The organism is Buttiauxella noackiae ATCC 51607, assembly GCF_001654865.1.
In the GTDB taxonomy this organism is placed as follows: domain Bacteria; phylum Pseudomonadota; class Gammaproteobacteria; order Enterobacterales; family Enterobacteriaceae; genus Buttiauxella; species Buttiauxella noackiae.
This window is the reverse complement of sequence record NZ_LXEO01000025.1, coordinates 181,183-199,410: the sequence shown is the minus strand read 5'-3', so window position 1 is coordinate 199,410 and position 18,228 is coordinate 181,183. Positions and strand designations below refer to the sequence as shown.

The 18,228-nt window shown below is 45.3% G+C and carries 16 protein-coding genes, 1 tRNA gene and 1 pseudogene; 9 read left to right on the top strand and 9 right to left on the bottom strand.

The window, feature by feature from the left end:
- Both M979_RS10730 and M979_RS10725 read left to right on the top strand, forming a co-directional pair.
- The coding region (locus M979_RS10730) for an SAVED domain-containing protein (RefSeq protein ID WP_064554933.1) at window positions 1–854 on the top strand (854 nt) is incomplete at its 5' end.
- A gap of 753 nt (window positions 855–1,607) precedes the next feature.
- The gene (locus M979_RS10725; RefSeq protein ID WP_064554921.1) at window positions 1,608–3,401 is read left to right on the top strand and encodes an ATP-dependent nuclease; all 1,794 of its coding nucleotides are present in this window, start codon (window positions 1,608–1,610) and stop codon (window positions 3,399–3,401) included.
- A 206-nt stretch (window positions 3,402–3,607) separates the two neighbouring features.
- Here the strand turns inward: M979_RS10725 and M979_RS22525 are convergent, their stop codons facing one another.
- The 3 genes from M979_RS22525 to M979_RS10710 all read right to left on the bottom strand — a co-directional run bounded on the left by M979_RS22525 (window position 3,608) and on the right by M979_RS10710 (window position 4,830).
- Complete coding sequence (locus tag M979_RS22525; RefSeq protein WP_074388646.1) at window positions 3,608–3,796, bottom strand: hypothetical protein; 189 nt, start codon at window positions 3,794–3,796, stop codon at window positions 3,608–3,610.
- Between the two features lie 85 nt (window positions 3,797–3,881).
- Window positions 3,882–4,064, bottom strand: a complete 183-nt coding sequence (locus M979_RS10715) for a hypothetical protein (protein ID WP_064554919.1) — start codon at window positions 4,062–4,064, stop codon at window positions 3,882–3,884.
- Window positions 4,065–4,140: 76 nt separating this feature from the next.
- Window positions 4,141–4,830: a Fic family protein gene (locus M979_RS10710; protein WP_064554918.1), complete on the bottom strand. Its 690-nt coding sequence runs from the start codon at window positions 4,828–4,830 to the stop codon at window positions 4,141–4,143.
- Window positions 4,831–5,140: 310 nt separating this feature from the next.
- Between M979_RS10710 and umuD the strand changes: the two genes are divergently transcribed.
- The 3 genes and pseudogenes from umuD to umuC (M979_RS10695) form a co-directional block, all read left to right on the top strand.
- The gene (gene umuD, locus M979_RS10705) at window positions 5,141–5,503 is read left to right on the top strand and encodes a translesion error-prone DNA polymerase V autoproteolytic subunit (protein WP_064554917.1); all 363 of its coding nucleotides are present in this window, start codon (window positions 5,141–5,143) and stop codon (window positions 5,501–5,503) included.
- A gap of 8 nt (window positions 5,504–5,511) precedes the next feature.
- Window positions 5,512–6,786, top strand: coding sequence for a translesion error-prone DNA polymerase V subunit UmuC (gene umuC / locus M979_RS10700; protein ID WP_064554932.1), 1,275 nt, complete (start codon window positions 5,512–5,514; stop codon window positions 6,784–6,786).
- A 46-nt stretch (window positions 6,787–6,832) separates the two neighbouring features.
- A pseudogene (gene umuC / locus M979_RS10695) lies at window positions 6,833–7,879 on the top strand (translesion error-prone DNA polymerase V subunit UmuC); the annotation flags it as partial.
- A gap of 89 nt (window positions 7,880–7,968) precedes the next feature.
- Here umuC (M979_RS10695) and M979_RS10690 read toward each other — a convergent pair.
- From M979_RS10690 to M979_RS10680, 3 genes are all read right to left on the bottom strand, one after another.
- Window positions 7,969–8,045: transfer RNA gene (locus M979_RS10690), tRNA-Pro, on the bottom strand.
- A gap of 77 nt (window positions 8,046–8,122) precedes the next feature.
- Window positions 8,123–9,889 (bottom strand): LPS biosynthesis-modulating metalloenzyme YejM, encoded by a 1,767-nt coding sequence (gene yejM, locus M979_RS10685; RefSeq protein ID WP_034458714.1) that lies wholly within the window; start codon window positions 9,887–9,889, stop codon window positions 8,123–8,125.
- A 19-nt stretch (window positions 9,890–9,908) separates the two neighbouring features.
- Entirely contained in the window at window positions 9,909–10,136 is a 228-nt protein-coding gene (locus M979_RS10680) for a YejL family protein (RefSeq protein ID WP_034458713.1), read from the bottom strand.
- Between the two features lie 199 nt (window positions 10,137–10,335).
- Between M979_RS10680 and yejK the strand changes: the two genes are divergently transcribed.
- A complete protein-coding gene (yejK, locus tag M979_RS10675) occupies window positions 10,336–11,343 on the top strand; it encodes a nucleoid-associated protein YejK (protein WP_064554915.1) in 1,008 nt (335 codons plus the stop codon).
- 49 nt (window positions 11,344–11,392) lie between these two features.
- Here the strand turns inward: yejK and rplY are convergent, their stop codons facing one another.
- Together rplY and radD are read right to left on the bottom strand one after the other, a co-directional pair.
- On the bottom strand, window positions 11,393–11,677 hold the full coding sequence (gene rplY, locus M979_RS10670) for a 50S ribosomal protein L25 (protein WP_034458708.1): 285 nt from the start codon (window positions 11,675–11,677) through the stop codon (window positions 11,393–11,395).
- A 126-nt stretch (window positions 11,678–11,803) separates the two neighbouring features.
- Window positions 11,804–13,564 carry a DNA repair helicase RadD gene (gene radD / locus M979_RS10665; protein ID WP_064554914.1) on the bottom strand — a complete coding sequence of 587 codons (1,761 nt, stop codon included), beginning with the start codon at window positions 13,562–13,564 and terminating at the stop codon, window positions 11,804–11,806.
- Window positions 13,565–14,007: 443 nt separating this feature from the next.
- On the opposite strand from radD, the gene rsuA reads away from it, so the two are divergent.
- The 3 genes from rsuA to M979_RS10650 all read left to right on the top strand — a co-directional run bounded on the left by rsuA (window position 14,008) and on the right by M979_RS10650 (window position 16,622).
- Window positions 14,008–14,715, top strand: a complete 708-nt coding sequence (gene rsuA / locus M979_RS10660; RefSeq protein ID WP_034458702.1) for a 16S rRNA pseudouridine(516) synthase RsuA — start codon at window positions 14,008–14,010, stop codon at window positions 14,713–14,715.
- A gap of 15 nt (window positions 14,716–14,730) precedes the next feature.
- Window positions 14,731–15,927: a Bcr/CflA family multidrug efflux MFS transporter gene (locus tag M979_RS10655; protein ID WP_034458701.1), complete on the top strand. Its 1,197-nt coding sequence runs from the start codon at window positions 14,731–14,733 to the stop codon at window positions 15,925–15,927.
- Between the two features lie 347 nt (window positions 15,928–16,274).
- Window positions 16,275–16,622: a YejG family protein gene (locus M979_RS10650; RefSeq protein WP_034460077.1), complete on the top strand. Its 348-nt coding sequence runs from the start codon at window positions 16,275–16,277 to the stop codon at window positions 16,620–16,622.
- A gap of 16 nt (window positions 16,623–16,638) precedes the next feature.
- On the opposite strand, the gene yejF is transcribed toward M979_RS10650, so the two are convergent.
- The gene (yejF, locus tag M979_RS10645) at window positions 16,639–18,228 is read right to left on the bottom strand and encodes a microcin C ABC transporter ATP-binding protein YejF (protein ID WP_064554913.1); all 1,590 of its coding nucleotides are present in this window, start codon (window positions 18,226–18,228) and stop codon (window positions 16,639–16,641) included.

The following is an 18,228-nucleotide window of genomic DNA, read 5'->3' as shown; positions in this document are numbered from 1 at the left end:
TTTTTTTTGGTGTGATTTTTCTGGTTGCTGGGTTTGGTTTGTGGGGTATTTGTGCTTATTTTGCTCTTCGGGATTTGAATAAGCGAGACATTGCCCTTATTCGTGCGTATGGGTTTGAAAATACTGATTCACAAGCTGCGGAGAAAATGCTCTCTTCCAGAGAAAAAGCAAAAATTTTACATGTGGATTTTAAAGCATTTGATTCAAGGGACAAAAATAATAATCTATCCAATGCAAGTTTTATTCGGCAAATAATTCAAGAAAGAATACATCACACTGATGCGACAACTGCTTATGTTGCTGCACTTGGCAGTGTACCATATCTGTATATGGTTGGTAGCTTCATGACGGATGGGCACTTACCATTAAAGTTGTTTGATTTTGACCGGGATAAAAGAATCTTTCACCCTCTTGATGCACCGCCGACAAATGCAAAGTTAGTAAAATGCTACAATGGTCAGAAAATTCATGATAGTAAATGTGTGCCATCAAATAATGGAAAGGTTATCGGCCTTGCAATTTCATTTACGATGGGGATTTTAGAAAAAGACCTTCCTGCTGAATTTATAGGGCATACTTTACATGCTCAACTGAATACAGGGTTCCGATTTGATAATCTCCCGGAAGAGGACGAGCAAGAAAAAATAGTGAAGGAACTTAGCTATATTATCTCTGAATTAAAAAAACAGGCAGACGAAGTGCATCTTTTTGTTTCTGCGCAAGCATCAGTAGTCGTTCGGCTTGGTACTCTTTACCAGGAAGGTTTGCATGGTATTATAAATATTTGGCACTGGAATTCTATTGCTAACAAATATGAATGGTGCATAAAAGTGACTAGCAAGAATGTAAGTTAACGATTCCTTCAACACTTACAGACTTTTTCAGCTTGATAGTACGTTTGTAATGCCCTGATGCAATTGAAATTATAGTTCAGGGCTGTATAAATGTATAGTACATATGTTAATTGGTTTACTTTTCTGAGATCTATCTTCTTATATTTCATTTAGATAAATTATTTTTCATGCTCCGATACCTAACCATTGATCTATTTAGATTGAAGAACACATCATAATTTTTAAAACTTTCACTTCTTACACTGAAGCGACAATTAGGATGGTCTAGACTGACTACGGGGTCGAAATTACCAGTGACTTACTTTCCAGAACGAACCTGACTTCTACTTATAAGCTTTCAGTTACTACCCTTCCTTCTATCGCATATGAACTATTTGCGCATCTTCATTACAATCACTGTTGGGCAAAGCCAATCGCAATCACCAACGTTAAAATTTATCGATAATGTGTAAAATGGCTGGGTAGCTTTGTGCTATTTGGCAAAAACATTGAACATCAGAATTTTTTAATCATTTAATACAGAGCTATTCGAAATGACTGCTGCGAGGAACAAGAGAGTAGTTAGTTTTAAACGATGAATCAATCGATATATTGCAAGTCCTCCGGCAATGAGAGTTTGGTCTTTCGGAATTATTACATTTTTTTGATATAAGTCTCATTATTATGAGGATTTTAAACTTAGAATTACTAACCGTATTATTAATAAAAATCATCTCCAATGTTCTTTTTTTATATTATATATGGAAAATACTAATGAGATTACACACTCTGAAAATAAATGGTTTTAAAAGAATCCACAATGCTCAAGTCAAATTTGGTGATGCGACATTTCTAATTGGCTCTAATAATGCGGGGAAAAGCTCAGTATTAAAGTCCATTGAATGGTTGCTTTCTGATAAAAAAAGAATGTCCTCAGATTGTTATTGTTCAGAAGTTGATGCAGAAACTGGTGAAAACAAAATATCATGCAAAGAAATTATACTTGAAGCTGAATTTAGAAATGTTCCAGATGATGCCAAAATGTGGAGAGGATTCAAAGGGAGAGTATTTACTTATGATCCAACAGATAGTGGAGAAACGGGGAATAGTATTTTTTACAGAAAAAGCTATACCTTGGGTGAAGATGTTGTAATTGAATTAAAATCACTCAAAAGAGAGTTGAAAAAAGATTTTGAAAATCTAAAGAAGCCGCTAGAATTTATTGAGGCTGGAGTCGATGCTGCAATCATTACCGAACTATTCTCTGTTTTAGAAAAAAACATAAGTGGTAGTGAAAAGTCAAAACTTGATCTCATAGATGATATTTGGGACATAACAGAAGAAGAAGTCTGGGACAAAAACCCTGGCGGCATAGGTGGGGTGGTCCTTTCAAAACTCCCAAGTTTTTTACTTATTCCGGCTGAATCAGGAGCTAATGAGATTGAAGATAAGACGGGAGTACTTCAAAAGACACTAAACGAATTATTTAAAGATGTTCGAGGGGGTTCAGACAATTACAAGCGCGCCCAAGAATGCCTAAATGAACTTGCTAAAGAATTAAATCCCTCCGATGAAAAATCAGAATTTGGGATAATGATGGGTGAGCTAAACAAAGTTCTTTGCGGTGTATTCCCGGAGTCAAAAATATATGCATTCGCCGATCTTTCCAATCCTGATACCGCATTGTCACCTACTTTTTCCATTGAAATGTCAAGCAATATAAGAACCACAGTATCTAATCAAGGAACGGGTATGGTAAGGGCTGCCGTCTTTGGCCTTCTGAGATTCAGGCAAGAATGGTTAAGAAGAAGAGGTGAAGATGCAAGGAGTCTTATCATTGGTTTTGAGGAACCTGAAATATATCTTCACCCAAGTGCAGCTAATCAAATGAGAGATATTATCTATGAATTATCAGGTCTATCATCTCAAATCATCGCCACAACCCATTCTCCTTACCTCATTGATCTTTCTAGGAAACCAAGACAAGTACTGAATAGGTTCCATTATGAATCCTCCCATACGTCAATCAATCCATTCTCTGTGACCGAAAAATACAAACAACTATCAGAAGATGACAAAAATTATGTGAAAATGATAATGAAGTTAGATGATCATATGTCGCGCATATTTTTTACTAAAAAGGTCATAATCGTAGAGGGTGATACAGAGGAAATTGTTTTCAAGGAAGCACTTCGGAGGGTTCCTGCACTCTCTAGAAATAAAATACTAACCAACACCGAATTAGTTAAGGCGCGAGGAAAAGCAGCCATAATAGGATTAATAAAATATCTTTCGGCATTAGATGTTGATTTTATCGTTATTCACGATAGGGACCAAGGAGTTAAGGGCGCGGAGGTATTTAATCCACATATACTAGAAGCAGCTGGCGGTCATGAAAAAGTAATTGTTGTAGAGGAGTGTATTGAAGATCTTCTTGGCTACCCAGCACCTAAATCCGAAAAGCCATTTAATGCTTATCAACAAACGTTAGGATGGGGGGATGATTTTGATGGGATTCCTGATAAATTAAAAGAAGTTATGCAAAGAGTTTATAATACGTGGCTATAAACAAATTAAAACATATAGCTTAAAAATTATAATGATGGATTTGATAGTCCGATCCATCATTTTTACAGAACTGCCCTCTAAATTGTTAGCTCATAGATACGCTAACAATTTTTCTTTAAACACAAAGTCAGGCATCGTAAAGCATAGTTTAGAGCAGAATGTGTGTTCGAGAAGACCATACTCCGACAAATTTGCGCATGTGCAAATTACTTGAACTCAATTTTGTGACAGAATTTTGGTGATGCTGATTTTGAGTAAACCGACTTTACTGCTGGTTGATAACCTAATTGCCCTCTTACAGCCAGTATCGCCTGTTCCCTGTAGCGTTGATGAATTCGCTGTTTCACATCAGACGGTGATTCACTTTCCACCTGAGAATCTTCTTCAGCTTTCATTGGACACCTCTTCAGCTATTTTTTCGGTTCAGCTTTCAATTTTTGCTGATGCAAATCGTACATGCATTGGAGGATGCAACCAGAATTAAGGTGTACCGCCCATTAAATCTGCAATATGGACAGCCATCCCGGCGGTCAACGATTCCTTTCCTTCAAGAAACTCTGCTGCAATCTGAGTTTCATTCACAAAGCTTTGAGCACTTCTCCCCATATAAGCCAGATCACGAGCAATTATGAAACTAGGATGAGATACTGTATATTGCCGCATTAGGCATACCTCTTTCAAGATGAAACGTAGCTCGTTATTCTGCAATAAATAATGGATATATAGTGGCTAAGCCTGCTTATCGTTTGCAGCTCCATAAAAAGGCCAGCATTTCTGTAGCATCTTTATTTGTATAGAAGCGTCTCATTTTGTCATTAAATTCCTGAGAACGAAAAGCAGGAATACTGATAGGGTCGAATCCATTACTCATCAGCCAGCCATTCATCATGTAAAGACCAGTGCGTTTATTCCCATTAAAAAAGAACTGTTGAAACATACAAAACAGGAAAAAAATCAGCGCGGCTTCAACAGGTGGCATCACTAGCATGGATTGTAAATTTTCCATGAAAATTCGATTTAGCTCAGATGCTTCCGCATTCGCTCGACAAGAATTGTGTCCACACTCATCACGGAAAATACCCCCTTCAGGCGTTTCGTTGCGTGTAATAATACTATTTAGCAACATGAGTGTTTCTTTATTCAAACGGAAGTGGCCAGATCTAATCAGCTTTAAAAGCTTTCTGCTGCTATCAGCCAGATTAGTCACCTGCTCAACATCTCTGACTTTATAACCACCAATCGTCACTCCACCAAGCAGAGTCTGAATATCGACAAACGTTAAGGGGTTATTTTCCAGTTTGGCAACATCCCAGACAAACTCCGCCATACGTTGGTTATAGATAGCTATAGCACGAACAACACTCCTGGTCTCTGAAGCTGGGAGCACATTGGCATCATAGCTGAAGCCGAGAGGGGTAGTGACAATCATTGAACTGTTCCGTTGATTCCTGGACCATCAGTCTATACCTCCTGCTTGCAAAACTAAATTTGCCCTTACTTCAATAAGATCACAATACGCACTTATGAATCTCTTGCTTTACTTCCTTATTGCATAATACTGTATTTATAACCAGTATTTATTGCGAGTGAATAAACATGGCATCGTGGAGTGAAATACCTATTTTTCAAAATGAAATCATATTGTTAACTAAATTTTTAGCGTATGAAAACTATAAAATACAAGATCCTGTATTTCGTCCTTTTTCTGCCCATGAAGGCCTATTAAAGAAGTGTGTATTATGACTATGGGGGCATTTCCATCCCCAGCTCAGGATTACGTTGAAAAGGAACTGGATTTAAATGAGCTTTGTATACGCCGACGAGCCTCTACTTTTTTTATACGCGCCAGTGGTTGCAGCATGCAGGAACTTGGTCTTTGTGATGGCGATATTATGGTGGTTGATCGCGCTGAGGAAGCTACTCATGGCGATATTGTTGTCGCGGAAGTAGATGGCGAGTTTACCGTTAAGCGTCTTCAATTGAAGCCCTGCCTTGCGCTTTTGCCGATGAATCCAGCATTTTCAATTATTTATCCCGATGAGTTACAACTGCTTGGTGTGGTTACATGGTTTTTCAACTGCACTCGTACTCGGCGGAGGTAACAATGCCAATGTTTGGTCTTGCGGATGTAAACTCATTTTATGCCAGCTGTGAAGCGTTGTTTCGCCCAGATCTGCGCGGCAAATCGATTGTTGTTCTTAGTAACAACGATGGATGCGTTATAGCACGTAATGCCGGTGCAAAAGCGTTAGGAATAAAAATGGGTGTACCCTGGTTCCAGATTAAAAATCACAGTTATAGGGAAAAGGTGCACGTTTTTAGTTCAAATTATGCGCTTTATCATAGTCTTAGCCAGAGAGTCATGATCGCTCTTGAAGAGATTACACCGCGAGTTGAACAGTACAGCATCGACGAAATGTTTCTGGATTTGACAGGCATTGATAGTTGTGAAGATTTTGAACATTTTGGCCGACGTCTCAGAGAACATGTCCTGAACACCGTTGGGCTACCCATTGGGGTAGGTATAGGGCAGACCAAAACACTAGCCAAATCAGCCCAGTGGGCAAGCAAAGAGTGGAAACAGTTTCACGGAGTCCTTGCGCTCACACCAGATAATCCGAAGCGTACAACTACGCTGCTGGAAAATCAGCCTGTAGAAGAGATTTGGGGTGTAGGCAGGAAAATAGGCAAACGCCTTAACCTGATGGGTATTAAAAATGCTTTACAGCTCGCTCAGTCCAACCCGAGATTTGTCAGAGATAATTTTTCGGTCGTTCTGGAGCGTACTGTTCGGGAACTGAATGGAGAGTCCTGCATTCCTTTTGAGGAGCTTCCGTCATCAAAACAGCAAATTATTTGTTCACGCTCCTTCGGTGAACGCATCACATCAAAAGAGGCTATGCGGCAGGCGCTATGTCAGTACGCTGTACGTGCAGCTGAAAAATTGAGAGGGGAACATCAGTTTTGCCGCCACATTGGTATTTTTATAAGAACATCGCCTCATGCTGTTAACGAAGTCTACTACGGTAATAGCGCAGGGGAAAAACTTGTTCTCCCGACCCATGATACGCGAGATATTATTGAGGTAGTTATGCGTTCACTTGAGCGCATTTGGCTGGATGGTCGGCGCTATATGAAAGCTGGCGTAGCTCTTGATGATTTCACACCGAATGGTGTAACTCAACTCAGCCTTTTTGACGAGCACAAACCAAGAGAAAAAAGCGCTCAGCTGATGAATGCCCTAGATGGCATAAATCAGTCCGGATTGGGTGATGTATGGTTTGCGGGGCAAGGTGTAAATACAGCGTGGAAAATGAAACGGGAAATGCTCAGCCCGGCTTGGACTACCTGTTGGAATGATATCCCGATAGCGCGAATAAAATGAAGAAACCTTGAATTAAATAAAGACTAAATCGAAGCTTGCTTTTCTATTCCACATAAATGCCGATATGTCCGAACGGGTGATGACAACGCTGGAAGAAATATGCCCGAGCGTTGAAAAGTATTCTATTGATGAAGCATTTTGCTATTTCTCGGACGTGCATAATTGCCGCAACCTGGCGGAGCTAGGGCGGCATATCCGCGCCACGCTTTTGCTATATACCCACTTGACCGTAGGCGTGGGTATAGCTCCGACAAAAACTCTCGCTAAACTTGCGAACCATGCAGCGAAGAAATGGCAGATACGAACAGGAGGAGTGGTTGATCTGTCTGGTGTCGACCTGCAACGTAAACTGATGGCGAAACTGGCAGTCAGTGAAGTATGGGGAATTGGTCGTCGGATTAGCAAAAAGCTCGACGCCATGGGTATCAAAACTACCTTACAACTTGCAGAGACTGACATTCGTTTTATACGCAAACACTTCAGCGTGGTTCTTGAGAGAACGGTACGTGAACTACGTGGGGAATCTTGTTTGGGATTTGAAGAGTTTGTGCCAACGAAACAAGAGATCATCTGTTCTCGTTCGTTTGGGGAGCGTCTTAGTGAGTACGAACACATGCGTCAGGCGCTGTGTAGCTATGCGGCACGTGCCGCAGAAAAACTGCGGGCTGAACATCAGTATTGCCGCCATATTTCGGCTTTCGTCAAAACATCACCATTCTCAGCAAATGAACGTTATTACGGTAACCAGGCGATGGTGAAACTCCTGACTCCGACGCAGGATACGCGCGACATTATCGCTGCGGCTACCTGCTGTCTGAACGGCATTTGGCGAAACGGCCTCCACTATCAAAAAGCTGGGGTTATGCTAGGCGACTTTTTTAGTCAGGGGGTGGCACAGCTCAACCTCTTTGATGAGAATTCGCCTCGAGCCAACAGTGAAGCTCTTATGCAGGTCATTGATGATATTAATAATAAGAAGGGTAAAGGGACTCTGTACTTTACTGGGCAGGGGATTGAGCAACCGTGGAAAATGAAAAGAGCAATGCTCTCACCACGTTATACCACGCGTTATTCAGATTTGCTGAGAGTGTAACAAGGGGGAGGTAGTGCCCGGAGAGTTTCTCTCAACTCAAAATGCAGACATAAAAAAGCAGCCATACAGGCTGCTTTTTAAGATGTTACTGGTCGGCACGGAGAGATTCGAACTCTCGACCCTCGCCACCCCATGACGATGCGCTACCAGGCTGCGCTACGTGCCGAAGCATGAAAAATAATACTACTTATCTGGCGATCGTTTGCAAGACGGCTTATTGCTAACTGGTTCATAAACATACAATCAGTTGGCAATAAAGCGCTTCTCATCCGTCAGCACTTGCAGCAATAACCCAAGCTGTGGCTTGGTTTCTTTGATGCTTTCGCCTTTCAGATCATACATCCGATAGTTGCCATTGTTATCAAGCACCAGCGTCATGGTCGGCAAAGTAATCGCAAGGCTGTTGTTATCAGCACCAACCACCCAGTTATTACGGCGTGTCGCGGCAAACAAGTCTTCACCTTGTGAATACTCATTCGCTGGGTTTTTGACATGAAGCAGGCGCTGCATCAGCGTTGTCATGACATCCTGGTGATCGGTGAGCTTCGTAATGGTCTGCGCAGGTGTGCCCGGCCAATGGATAACCAGTGGCACCTGAATTCGTGAACGTGACCATGCGAAGGAGTCTTGCTGCTCTTTACCAAGAGGTACACCGTGGCCTGCGGTAATAATCACCACTGTATTCTGGAGCTTACCTGAGGCTTCTAGCGCATCAAGTACACGTTTGATTTGCTCATCAACGTTACCAGCTGCGCGCGCATAGCGGCGCGCAAAGGCTTGCTGATTAGTATCTGCCGTGATGCTGGTGCCGTTAAAGGCAACCCATGAGAACCAACGATTGTCATCAGATGCGTACTGTGTCAGCCAGTTAATCCATTGCGAGGCTGTTTGTCCGTCAGATTGGCTCTGCGCTGAAGGCAAAGAGAAGTCAGACAACAGGGCCTGGCGGTACATTGACGAGTCAAAACCATCGGAAGCGAACAGCCCCAATTGATAACCTTGTTGGTTCAATGCAGTAATTAATGCTGCTGGGATTCGCGCTGATAAAACACCATCCATGTAGGCAGGCGAAATCCCATAGAACAGGCCAAAAATACCGCTGTCGGTACCGTTACCTGCACTCATATGTTGCTTGAAGTTAATGTTGCTGGCCGCAAACTCGTTGAGATTCGGCAAGTTTTTCGGCGCGTATTCAGCGTTCAGACCATCGACGGTAATCAGCAATACATTGTGGCCCGCGCCCATATCACGGAATTGCAGATCGCTCAGTGGGTACTGTACTGATACAGCTTCAGGATTACCCTGTTCCACCAGTCGACGTTGGTACTCTTTAGCATCCAACAGGCCATGTTTTTCGAGGAAACGACGGGCTGTCATTGGATAGGAGAGCGGCAAGTTGGCACGCTGCATGGTAACCGGGCGATAGAAATTCGCATCAGCCCAGATATACATAATATGGCTGCTGAAAAATGCGACAAAAAACAGCACAACAACAGGTTTTGCATAGTGTTTACGACGCCCCAGGCTGCGCAGTTTCTGCCAACTCCAGGTCGCAAACAGCATTTCAATTAATAAAATGACCGGTACGCTGATAAACATCAGCTGCCAATCTCGCGCCATTTCACTCTGGTCGGGGTTAATCACCAGTTCCCAGACAATCGGATTAAGATGGAGATGGAAGCGAGTAAAGACTTCGCTGTCGATAAGCAGAAGTGTCATGCCTGCGGTAGCAAGCGCAGCCGAGATAAAGCGCATCAGGCGCTGTGACATCACAACGAAAGTCAGCGGGAAGAGAATTAGCAGGTAAGTGGCGAAAACCACAAAACTAAAATGACCGATAACACTCAGCCAGGAGTAGATACGACCCGTGAGTGTTGCCGGCCAGTCAGCGACAAATAGATAGCGGCTACCCAGCAGCGTTGCCAGCAGGATATTGAACAGGGCGAACCAATGTCCCCAACTGACCATCTGGGAAACTTTTTCGCGGTAGCGCTGACGATTCGTCACCATAACGTGTAACTACAATCCCTTAATGAGCTTTGTCTTCGCTCACGGAGGCTTGCAGTGCCTCTGCGAAAGAGCGAGCCAGTGAGCGGCGTTGAGCTGAAGCTACACTGGTATTAATCAGGTTGGTGACCATATTTCCCAGCACCATCAGGGAAAGATCGGTTGGCGTTTGGTGCTTTTCCAGCACGCTTGCCAGTTCACTCAACAGTTCTTCGACGCGTTCGTCACTATAACGGGATATTTGTGGCATAAATTAACAATCAATTAGATTCAGGAAAGGGCGTTATCTTACCGTAGAAGGACCTGTTTTTCTGCTTTTTTATCTTTCCCCGTCATACTTCAAGCTGCACGTGCGTTGGCTGCCTTCGCTCACCCGAATTATTTAGGGGAGGTTGCACTAGGCTACTGGCAATGGTTGAATACCGCCGGGTCTAAAAGGAGAGTTTATCATGAGTCTGGATATCAACCAGATTGCCTTACACCAGTTGATCAAACGCGGCGAACAGACACTTGAAGTCGTGCTGCGTGATTCTCTGTTGGCAACGAACGGCGCCGTAGAAGAAATGATGGCCGAATTGCACCGCGTATATAGTGCAAAAAATAAAGCATATGGTCTGTTCAGCGAAGAGAGTGAGTTAGCAGAAGCGCTGCGTTCACAGCGAAAAGGTGATGAGGATTTCCTCGCCTTCAGCCGCGCTGCGACCGGCCGTTTGCGTGATGAGCTGGCAAAATATCCATTTGCTGATGGCGGCATTGTGCTGTTTTGCCAATATCGTTACCTGGCGGTGGAGTATTTACTGGTCGCAGTGCTGAACAATTTAAGCAGCATGCGCGTCAACGAAGAGCTGGATATCAGTTCCACGCACCATCTGGACATCAACCACGCCGATATCGTGGCGCGTATCGATCTGACCGAATGGGAAACTAACCCGGAATCCACGCGTTACCTGACTTTCCTGAAAGGGCGGGTGGGGCGCAAAGTGTCCGATTTCTTTATGGATTTCCTCGGCGCAAGCGAAGGTTTAAACGCCAAAGCGCAAAACAAAGGCTTATTGCAAGCGCTGGACGATTTCACCAACGAAGCACAACTGGATAAAAACGAACGTCAGGCCGCACGTCAGCAGGTTTATGCCTACTGCAACGAACAACTTCAGGCGGGAGAAGAGATCGAACTTTCTTCCCTTGCAGACGAGTTACCCTGGGCTGTTGACGACAAAAACTTCCAGCAGTTTACCGCTGATAAAGGCTATGAACTGGAAGAAAGTTTCCCTGCTGACCGCGGCACATTGCGCCAGTTAACCAAATTTTCCGGTAGCGGCGGTGGGTTGACGATCAGTTTTGATGCGATGCTACTTGGTGAGCGTATTTACTGGGATCCGGCGACTGACACGTTGACCATTAAGGGCACTCCACCGAATCTGCGCGACCAGTTACAGCGCCGCAGTTCTGGAAAATAGCCATAAAAAAACCCGCCGAGGCGGGTTTTTTTTCGAACTAAATTCGCAATTAAGCGCGAACGAAGTCGATGTGAGCCAGTTTCGGCTTGAACGGGTGACGCTGAACAGCCTGAACTTTAACTTTAACTTCTTTACCGTCTACAACCAGAGTCAGAACTTCTTCGTAGAAACCTGGTTTAGCTTGCAGGTTCATTACGTTGTCGTGATCCAGTTCGATTGAGATCGCAGCTTCGGAACCACCATAGATGATTGCCGGGAATTTGTTAGCTGCACGCAGGCGGCGGCTCGCACCCTTGCCCTGCTCTTTGCGTTCTACTGCATTGATAGTAAACATTAACTGTTTCTCTCTTAAATAATCCTGTTACAGGCGACCCAGCAACAGGTAAGTGATCTGCTTTGCGGATGCAAAAGCGGGCGGGATTATAGCCATATCTGGCCCCAGCTTCAATGAAAAGAACCTTTAGCCACGCAATTCATTCGCGCGACGGAAGCGTCCTTCATAATCAAATACCTTTTCTCGCACATTCCAGAAGTTGCCGTTCTTGCGTGCGACGACAAAATCCGGATGGCGGAGCGCAGATTGCTGAGCCACAACATCAGCGGCGTTTATCCAGCGTAGCGGTACGCCTGGCGTACGGCTGTGTGGCCGAATAAACAGTTGTTCAAACGCCATTCGCTGGGCGGGTGTTTGCAGACGGAAGCGCTCGCTAACATCGGCACCGTCTTCATCAAAATAGGTAATCTTCAGCCAGTCACCTTTTTCGTCGCCACCGTGTTGCAGCGTCATTCCGCCACAGCGCAGTACCAGAGCATCTTTCAATTTTAGCGCGGCTTTTAACATATCGTCGGGATCGACCAGAACATGGTCGCACTGGTGGCAGCGACGGGCGGCAATATCGTTCTCTGCGTTACATTGTGGGCAATTTTTGAAACGGAAGCGAAAATCACATTGTTCGCGCGTGCCGTCGTCATCTTCAAACCAGCCCTGGCAGCGGCGACCAAAGTGCTCAATCAGGGTGCCATCACTAGTGGTTTTTCCCCAAAAGGTGTTAGCAAAACCGCAGGAAGGGCAGAAAACCTGCACCGGCACGTTATCGCTTTTTCCTTTCGCTACCCCCACTTCTGGAGTGAAAAGGTCGTGGGGATTTCCTGCGTAATCCAGTATCAAGCAATCTTTTTTACCCGCTGCCAGGCGCAAACCACGACCAACAATTTGTTGATAAAGGCTGACAGACTCTGTCGGGCGCAAAATAGCAATCAAATCGACATGCGGTGCGTCAAAGCCGGTGGTGAGTACCGAAACGTTAACCAGGAAACGGAATTGCTGGTTTTTAAACGCCTCTATTAATGTATCGCGTGCGGGCCCTGGTGTGTCGGCGGTAATTAATGCCGCGTCGTTTGAAGGCAGCAGGGCGGTGACTTCTTTGGCGTGCTCAACGGTTGCGGCAAAAATCATCACCCCGCGTCTGTCAGCTGCAAACTCAATAATTTGGCTGATGATGTGCGGCGTAATGCGTTTTTGTTGTTTTAGCTCGCGGTTAAGATCCGCTTCGCTGAACAAGCCGTTTGATTGTGCCTGTAAACGGCTGAAATCGTACTGCACCACCGGCATATCCAACCGTTCAGGTGGAGTGAGGTAGCCGTGTTTGATCATATAGCGCAGCGGTAATTCGTAGATGCAGTCACGGAATAGCGCATCTTCGTTGCCGCGCACCATGCCGTGATAGTGGAAATGATAAATCCAGCCTTTACCCAATCGGTAAGGCGTAGCAGTCAGTCCCAACAGGCGCAGTTTAGGATTTGCCGCGCGTAAATGTGCGAGGATTTGCTGGTACTGGCTATCGTCGGCATCACCAATGCGATGGCACTCATCGACAATCAGCAACGAAAATTCACCGTGGAATTGATCCAGATTACGCGCCACCGATTGCACGCTGCCGAAAACGACTTTTCCATTGCTCTCTTTACGTTGCAGGCCAGCTGCGAAAATGTCAGCTTCAAGTCCTAGCGCACAGTATTTAGCATGGTTTTGCGCGACGAGTTCTTTAACATGTGCGAGTACTAACACTCTTCCACGCGCTACACGAGCGAGTTCGGCTATCACCAAACTTTTCCCGGCACCTGTCGGCAGCACAATCACTGCCGGAGTGATGTGTTTGCGGAAATAGGTGAGGGTAGCGTCGACGGCTTCTTGTTGGTAGGGGCGTAAGGTAAAGGACATAAACTCTCAGATTCGATAGCCGTCATCTTTCAAGCTGCAGGGGTGTTGGCTGCACCCACAAATCCCAGTCACTTACTTAAGTAAGCTCCTGGGAGTTTGCTCCCTTGCCGCCTACCTGCAACTCGAAATCTATAGGCTATATAAATTGAAAATAATGCAGATTATGCCATGAAACGGGGTTTTAGCTTGAGAGACTTTTCTATCCGGCTATACTGGCAAACTAATTAACAGGCAAATGATTTACCCGTCATATTTCGAGCTGCAGGGGTGTTGGCTGCACTCACAAACTCCAGTCACTTACTTTAGTAAGCTCCTGGAGATTTGCTCCCTTGCCGCCTACCTGCAACTCGAATTATTTAGGGTTTACGTTGACAAAAAAAGCGGGCTGAACGCCCCGTCAGCAAACTTCCCGCTGGCACTTCTATAAACAGGCAATATATTTAATGCGACTCGATAAATTTATCTCTCAGCAGCTTGGCGTGAGCCGTGCTATTGCTGGCCGTGAAATCCGCGCACAGCGCGTGACTATTGATGGTGAAATGGTGCGTGATGCTTCCTTCAAGCTGGCACCTGAACATCAGGTTGAATTTGATGGCAGAAGCCTGACTCAACAAGTCGGCCCTCGCTACTTTATGCTTAATAAGCCGCAGGGTTATGTTTGTTCGACAGAAGACCCGGATCATCCAACCGTGCTGTATTTCCTTGATGAGCCAATGGCGCACAAACTGCATGCAGCAGGGCGTCTGGATATCGACACCACCGGTCTGGTCTTAATGACTGATGATGGTCAGTGGTCGCACCGTATTACTTCTCCGCGCCATCATTGTGAGAAAACCTATCTGGTTACACTTGAGAATCCGATCTCCGATGACACAGCAGAACAATTTGCTGCTGGCGTTCAGCTGCATAATGAAAAAGATCTGACGTTGCCGGCAACACTTGAAGTGATTACTCCGCTTGAAGTGCGTTTGACTATCAGCGAAGGGCGTTACCACCAGGTAAAACGCATGTTCGCGGCGGTAGGCAACCATGTCGTGGGCTTACACCGTGAGCGCATTGGTGCAATTGCTATGGATGCGGATCTCGCGCCAGGCGAATACCGCACATTAACCGAAGAAGAAGTTGCCAGTGTTGGCATGCCGCCACGTTAATTCCAGGAGGAAGTGTTGAGTAGTAAGCAAAACTCATCTATTGGCATTGTGGTGATACTTGGTCTGTTGGCCATGTTAATGCCGTTATCAATAGATATGTACTTACCGGCATTGCCGGTCATTGCCTCAGAGTTTGGCGTGCCAGCAGGCAGCGCGCAAATGACGTTAAGTACCTATATTCTTGGTTTTGCTATCGGTCAGCTATTTTATGGCCCGATGGCGGACAGCATTGGCCGTAAGCCTGTGGTACTTGGTGGTACGCTTATCTTTGCGGCGGCAGCAATTGCTTGTGCGCTTTCACAAACCATTGATCATCTGATTGCAATGCGTTTCCTGCATGGTCTTTCTGCAGCCGCAGCAAGCGTGGTGATTAACGCCCTGATGCGCGATATTTATCCAAAAGAAGAGTTCTCGCGCATGATGTCGTTTGTCATGCTGATAACTACAATTGCGCCGCTTATTGCACCGATGGTCGGCGGAGCAGTGCTTGTGTGGTTTAGTTGGCATGCAATCTTCTGGATCCTGGCACTGGCAGCACTACTGGCATCAGCGATGATTTTCTTCCTGATCCACGAAACGCTACCCGTTGAACGTCGACAGAAGTTTCACCTGCGTACAACGATAGGTAACTTCGCGACGTTGTTCCGCCATAAGCGCGTGTTGAGCTACATGCTGGCGAGCGGTTTTAGCTTTGCTGCAATGTTCTCATTTTTGAGTGCTGGTCCGTTTGTTTACATTGAACTCAATCACGTTGCGCCACAGCATTTTGGTTATTACTTCGCGCTTAACATTTTGTTTTTGATTGTGATGACGCTAATTAATAGCCGCTTTGTACGCCGTTTCGGCCCGCTGGCGATGTTCCGCTTTGGCTTGTTTGTCCAGTTTGCTATGGCTATCTGGCTGGTACTTAGTACGGGGCTGGGGTTAGGTTTTTGGTCGATGGTATTGGGCGTGGCGGCATTTGTTGGTTGCGTTTCAATGGTGTCGTCTAACGCAATGGCGGTAATTCTTGATGAGTTTCCACATATGGCGGGAACAGCTTCTTCGTTGGCTGGCACGTTTCGTTTTGGTATCGGTGCATTAACCGGCGCGCTGCTATCTTTTGCGACTTTTAATTCTGCGTGGCCGATGATTTGGTCGATCGCGGTGTGTGCAACATGCTCTATTGTTTTTTATCTCTACGCAAGTCGCCCTCGATTAGCCACTAAATAGTCTTAAAATTCTAAAACGGGTATCGCCTGGATGCCCGTTGTTTAATCTAAATCAACGAAAATTCCCCATTAGCGTCTACAATTTGTTTCTTAAATGTAAACGCATCAACAACAAAAAGTCACATTCTTGTAGTTAAAAAGGTTGAGTTACATCGCGGAAAGCGTTACATATAGCGCCGAAACGTGTGCAGCACCACAAAAATAAAACGTTAAATATGAAATGGTAGACAAATAATTACAACGGATGTAAGCGGTTTCGGGGTTGTTTACACACAAGGCATCAACATTGTGTTAACCTTTATGTAAAGTGTTTGTGAAATAATTTTGGATTTTTTTGGGGATACCACAGTGAATACGTTACAGCTTTCCATTGTTCATCGCTTGCCACATAGATATCGTTGGTTGGCGGGTTTTGCAGGTTCCAGAGTTGAACCGATTCCGCAAAATGGTCAGAACGCTGAAAATTGCCTGATAGGGTTGAAATTACTGAGCGATAGCAATAGTGATTCAGCCTGGCCGACCATGCACAAATTAAGCATGGCGCTAAGAGATATCGAGGTGGATTCTGCTGTGGTGGAATGTGAAGGTCAGCCCTGCCTGTTCGTTAATCGTCAGGATGAGCAAACAGCAACGTGCAGACTTAAGAATTTCGGCGTGGCTATTGCTGAATCTTTCTCCAGCGCTAATCCTTTTTGATTTTTAAGCTTGTAGCTTATGCAAGTGCAAGTAACTGGCGTGTGTATTCCGCCTGAGGTGCTGCAAAAATTTGCTGGCATGCTCCTTGTTCAACCACTTCTCCCTGCCTCAGTACCACTATCTGGTGACATAACGACTTCACTACTCGCAAGTCATGGCTGATAAAAATGTAGGCCAACTGATGTTTTTCTTGTAACGATTTTAGTAATGCGAGTATTTGTGCTTGTACGGAGCGGTCGAGCGAAGAAGTCGGTTCATCAAGAATGATTAACTCAGGCTGTAAAATCAGCGCTCTGGCAATGGCGATACGCTGCCTTTGTCCACCAGAAAACTCCGCCGTATAACGGTGCATTGTTTGTGGATCTAACCCCACCTCCTGCATTGCCACGATGACTTTTTGCTCACGTTCTGCCGCAGTTAACGCAGGCTGGTGTACGCGTAAACCTTCTTCAATTATCTGCAAAACATCCAGACGAGGATTCAGCGATGAATTAGGGTCCTGGAATACGACCTGAATACGGCGACGCAGCGGTAGCAGCTTTTTGCGATTAAGCTCATGCAGTGGTTTGCCATCAAACCATATCTCACCGCTGGAATTAATCAGGCGTAGCAACGCAAGCCCTGTCGTACTTTTACCTGATCCTGACTCCCCAACCAGACCGATGCTTTCACCGACATGCAGCGTAAAGCTTAGGTCTTTTATTCCGTAGTTATACCCGATGGTTTTCTTAAGCAACCCGCGGCGAATAGGGAAGGCGACCTGCAATCCTTGAACGGTCAATAACGGCTTACTTTTTTCCTCTACGGGACGTGGGCTACCCGTAGGCTCTGCGTCCAACAGTTGTTGTGTGTAAGGGTGCTGCGGTGCTGATAACAGTTTAGTTGCGGAGTTTTGTTCAACACATTTACCGTTGCGCATGACGGCAACGTTATCTGCCAGCTTTTTGACGATATTCAGATTATGGGTAATGAACAATAGCCCCATATTGAGCTCTTGTTTGAGCTCTTTGAGTAATTGCAGAATTTGCGCCTGCACCGTGACATCCAGAGCAGTTGTCGGCTCATCGGCAATGAGTAATTCCGGGCGAGTCAGCAGCGCCATGGCAATCATCACACGCTGGCGCTCACCACCGGAAAGTTGATGGGGGAAATCAGTTAAGCGGTTTGCCGCATTACGAATACCAACCCGATCAAGGCACGTCAGCATTTCCGCTCGAGCGGCTTCACGGCGCATCCCGCGATGCAGTGATAACACCTCATAAAGCTGTTTTTCAATGTTGTGCAGCGGGTTTAGTGAAACCATCGGTTCTTGAAAAATCATGGCGATTTTGTTGCCACGAACGCTTCGAAGTGTATGTTCAGGAGCATGTAATAACTCCTGCCCTTTAAAGAAAATTTCACCCGACGGATAAACAACTGGCGGTGCCGGTAACAGACGCAGCACCGATAATGCCGTGACGCTTTTCCCTGAGCCTGATTCACCGACTAATGCGAGTGTTTCACCGGCATTCACTTCAAGCGATAAATCGTCCACCACTTGCCGAATGGTGTCGCCGCTACGGAAAGCCACGGATAAATTCTTAATAGACAGCAGTGGAGTGGTCAT

Excerpts from the sequence above, each read along its gene's own strand:
- M979_RS10725 (WP_064554921.1), top strand. The coding sequence starts at position 1,608 with ATGAGATTACACACTCTGAAAATAAATGGTTTTAAAAGAATCCACAAT.
- M979_RS22525 (WP_074388646.1), bottom strand. The coding sequence starts at position 3,796 with ATGAAAGCTGAAGAAGATTCTCAGGTGGAAAGTGAATCACCGTCTGAT.
- M979_RS10715 (WP_064554919.1), bottom strand. The coding sequence starts at position 4,064 with ATGCGGCAATATACAGTATCTCATCCTAGTTTCATAATTGCTCGTGAT.
- M979_RS10710 (WP_064554918.1), bottom strand. The coding sequence starts at position 4,830 with ATGATTGTCACTACCCCTCTCGGCTTCAGCTATGATGCCAATGTGCTC.
- umuD (WP_064554917.1), top strand. The coding sequence starts at position 5,141 with ATGACTATGGGGGCATTTCCATCCCCAGCTCAGGATTACGTTGAAAAG.
- umuC (WP_064554932.1), top strand. The coding sequence starts at position 5,512 with ATGTTTGGTCTTGCGGATGTAAACTCATTTTATGCCAGCTGTGAAGCG.
- yejM (WP_034458714.1), bottom strand. The coding sequence starts at position 9,889 with ATGGTGACGAATCGTCAGCGCTACCGCGAAAAAGTTTCCCAGATGGTC.
- M979_RS10680 (WP_034458713.1), bottom strand. The coding sequence starts at position 10,136 with ATGCCACAAATATCCCGTTATAGTGACGAACGCGTCGAAGAACTGTTG.
- yejK (WP_064554915.1), top strand. The coding sequence starts at position 10,336 with ATGAGTCTGGATATCAACCAGATTGCCTTACACCAGTTGATCAAACGC.
- rplY (WP_034458708.1), bottom strand. The coding sequence starts at position 11,677 with ATGTTTACTATCAATGCAGTAGAACGCAAAGAGCAGGGCAAGGGTGCG.
- radD (WP_064554914.1), bottom strand. The coding sequence starts at position 13,564 with ATGTCCTTTACCTTACGCCCCTACCAACAAGAAGCCGTCGACGCTACC.
- rsuA (WP_034458702.1), top strand. The coding sequence starts at position 14,008 with ATGCGACTCGATAAATTTATCTCTCAGCAGCTTGGCGTGAGCCGTGCT.
- yejF (WP_064554913.1), bottom strand. The coding sequence starts at position 18,228 with ATGACCACTCCACTGCTGTCTATTAAGAATTTATCCGTGGCTTTCCGT.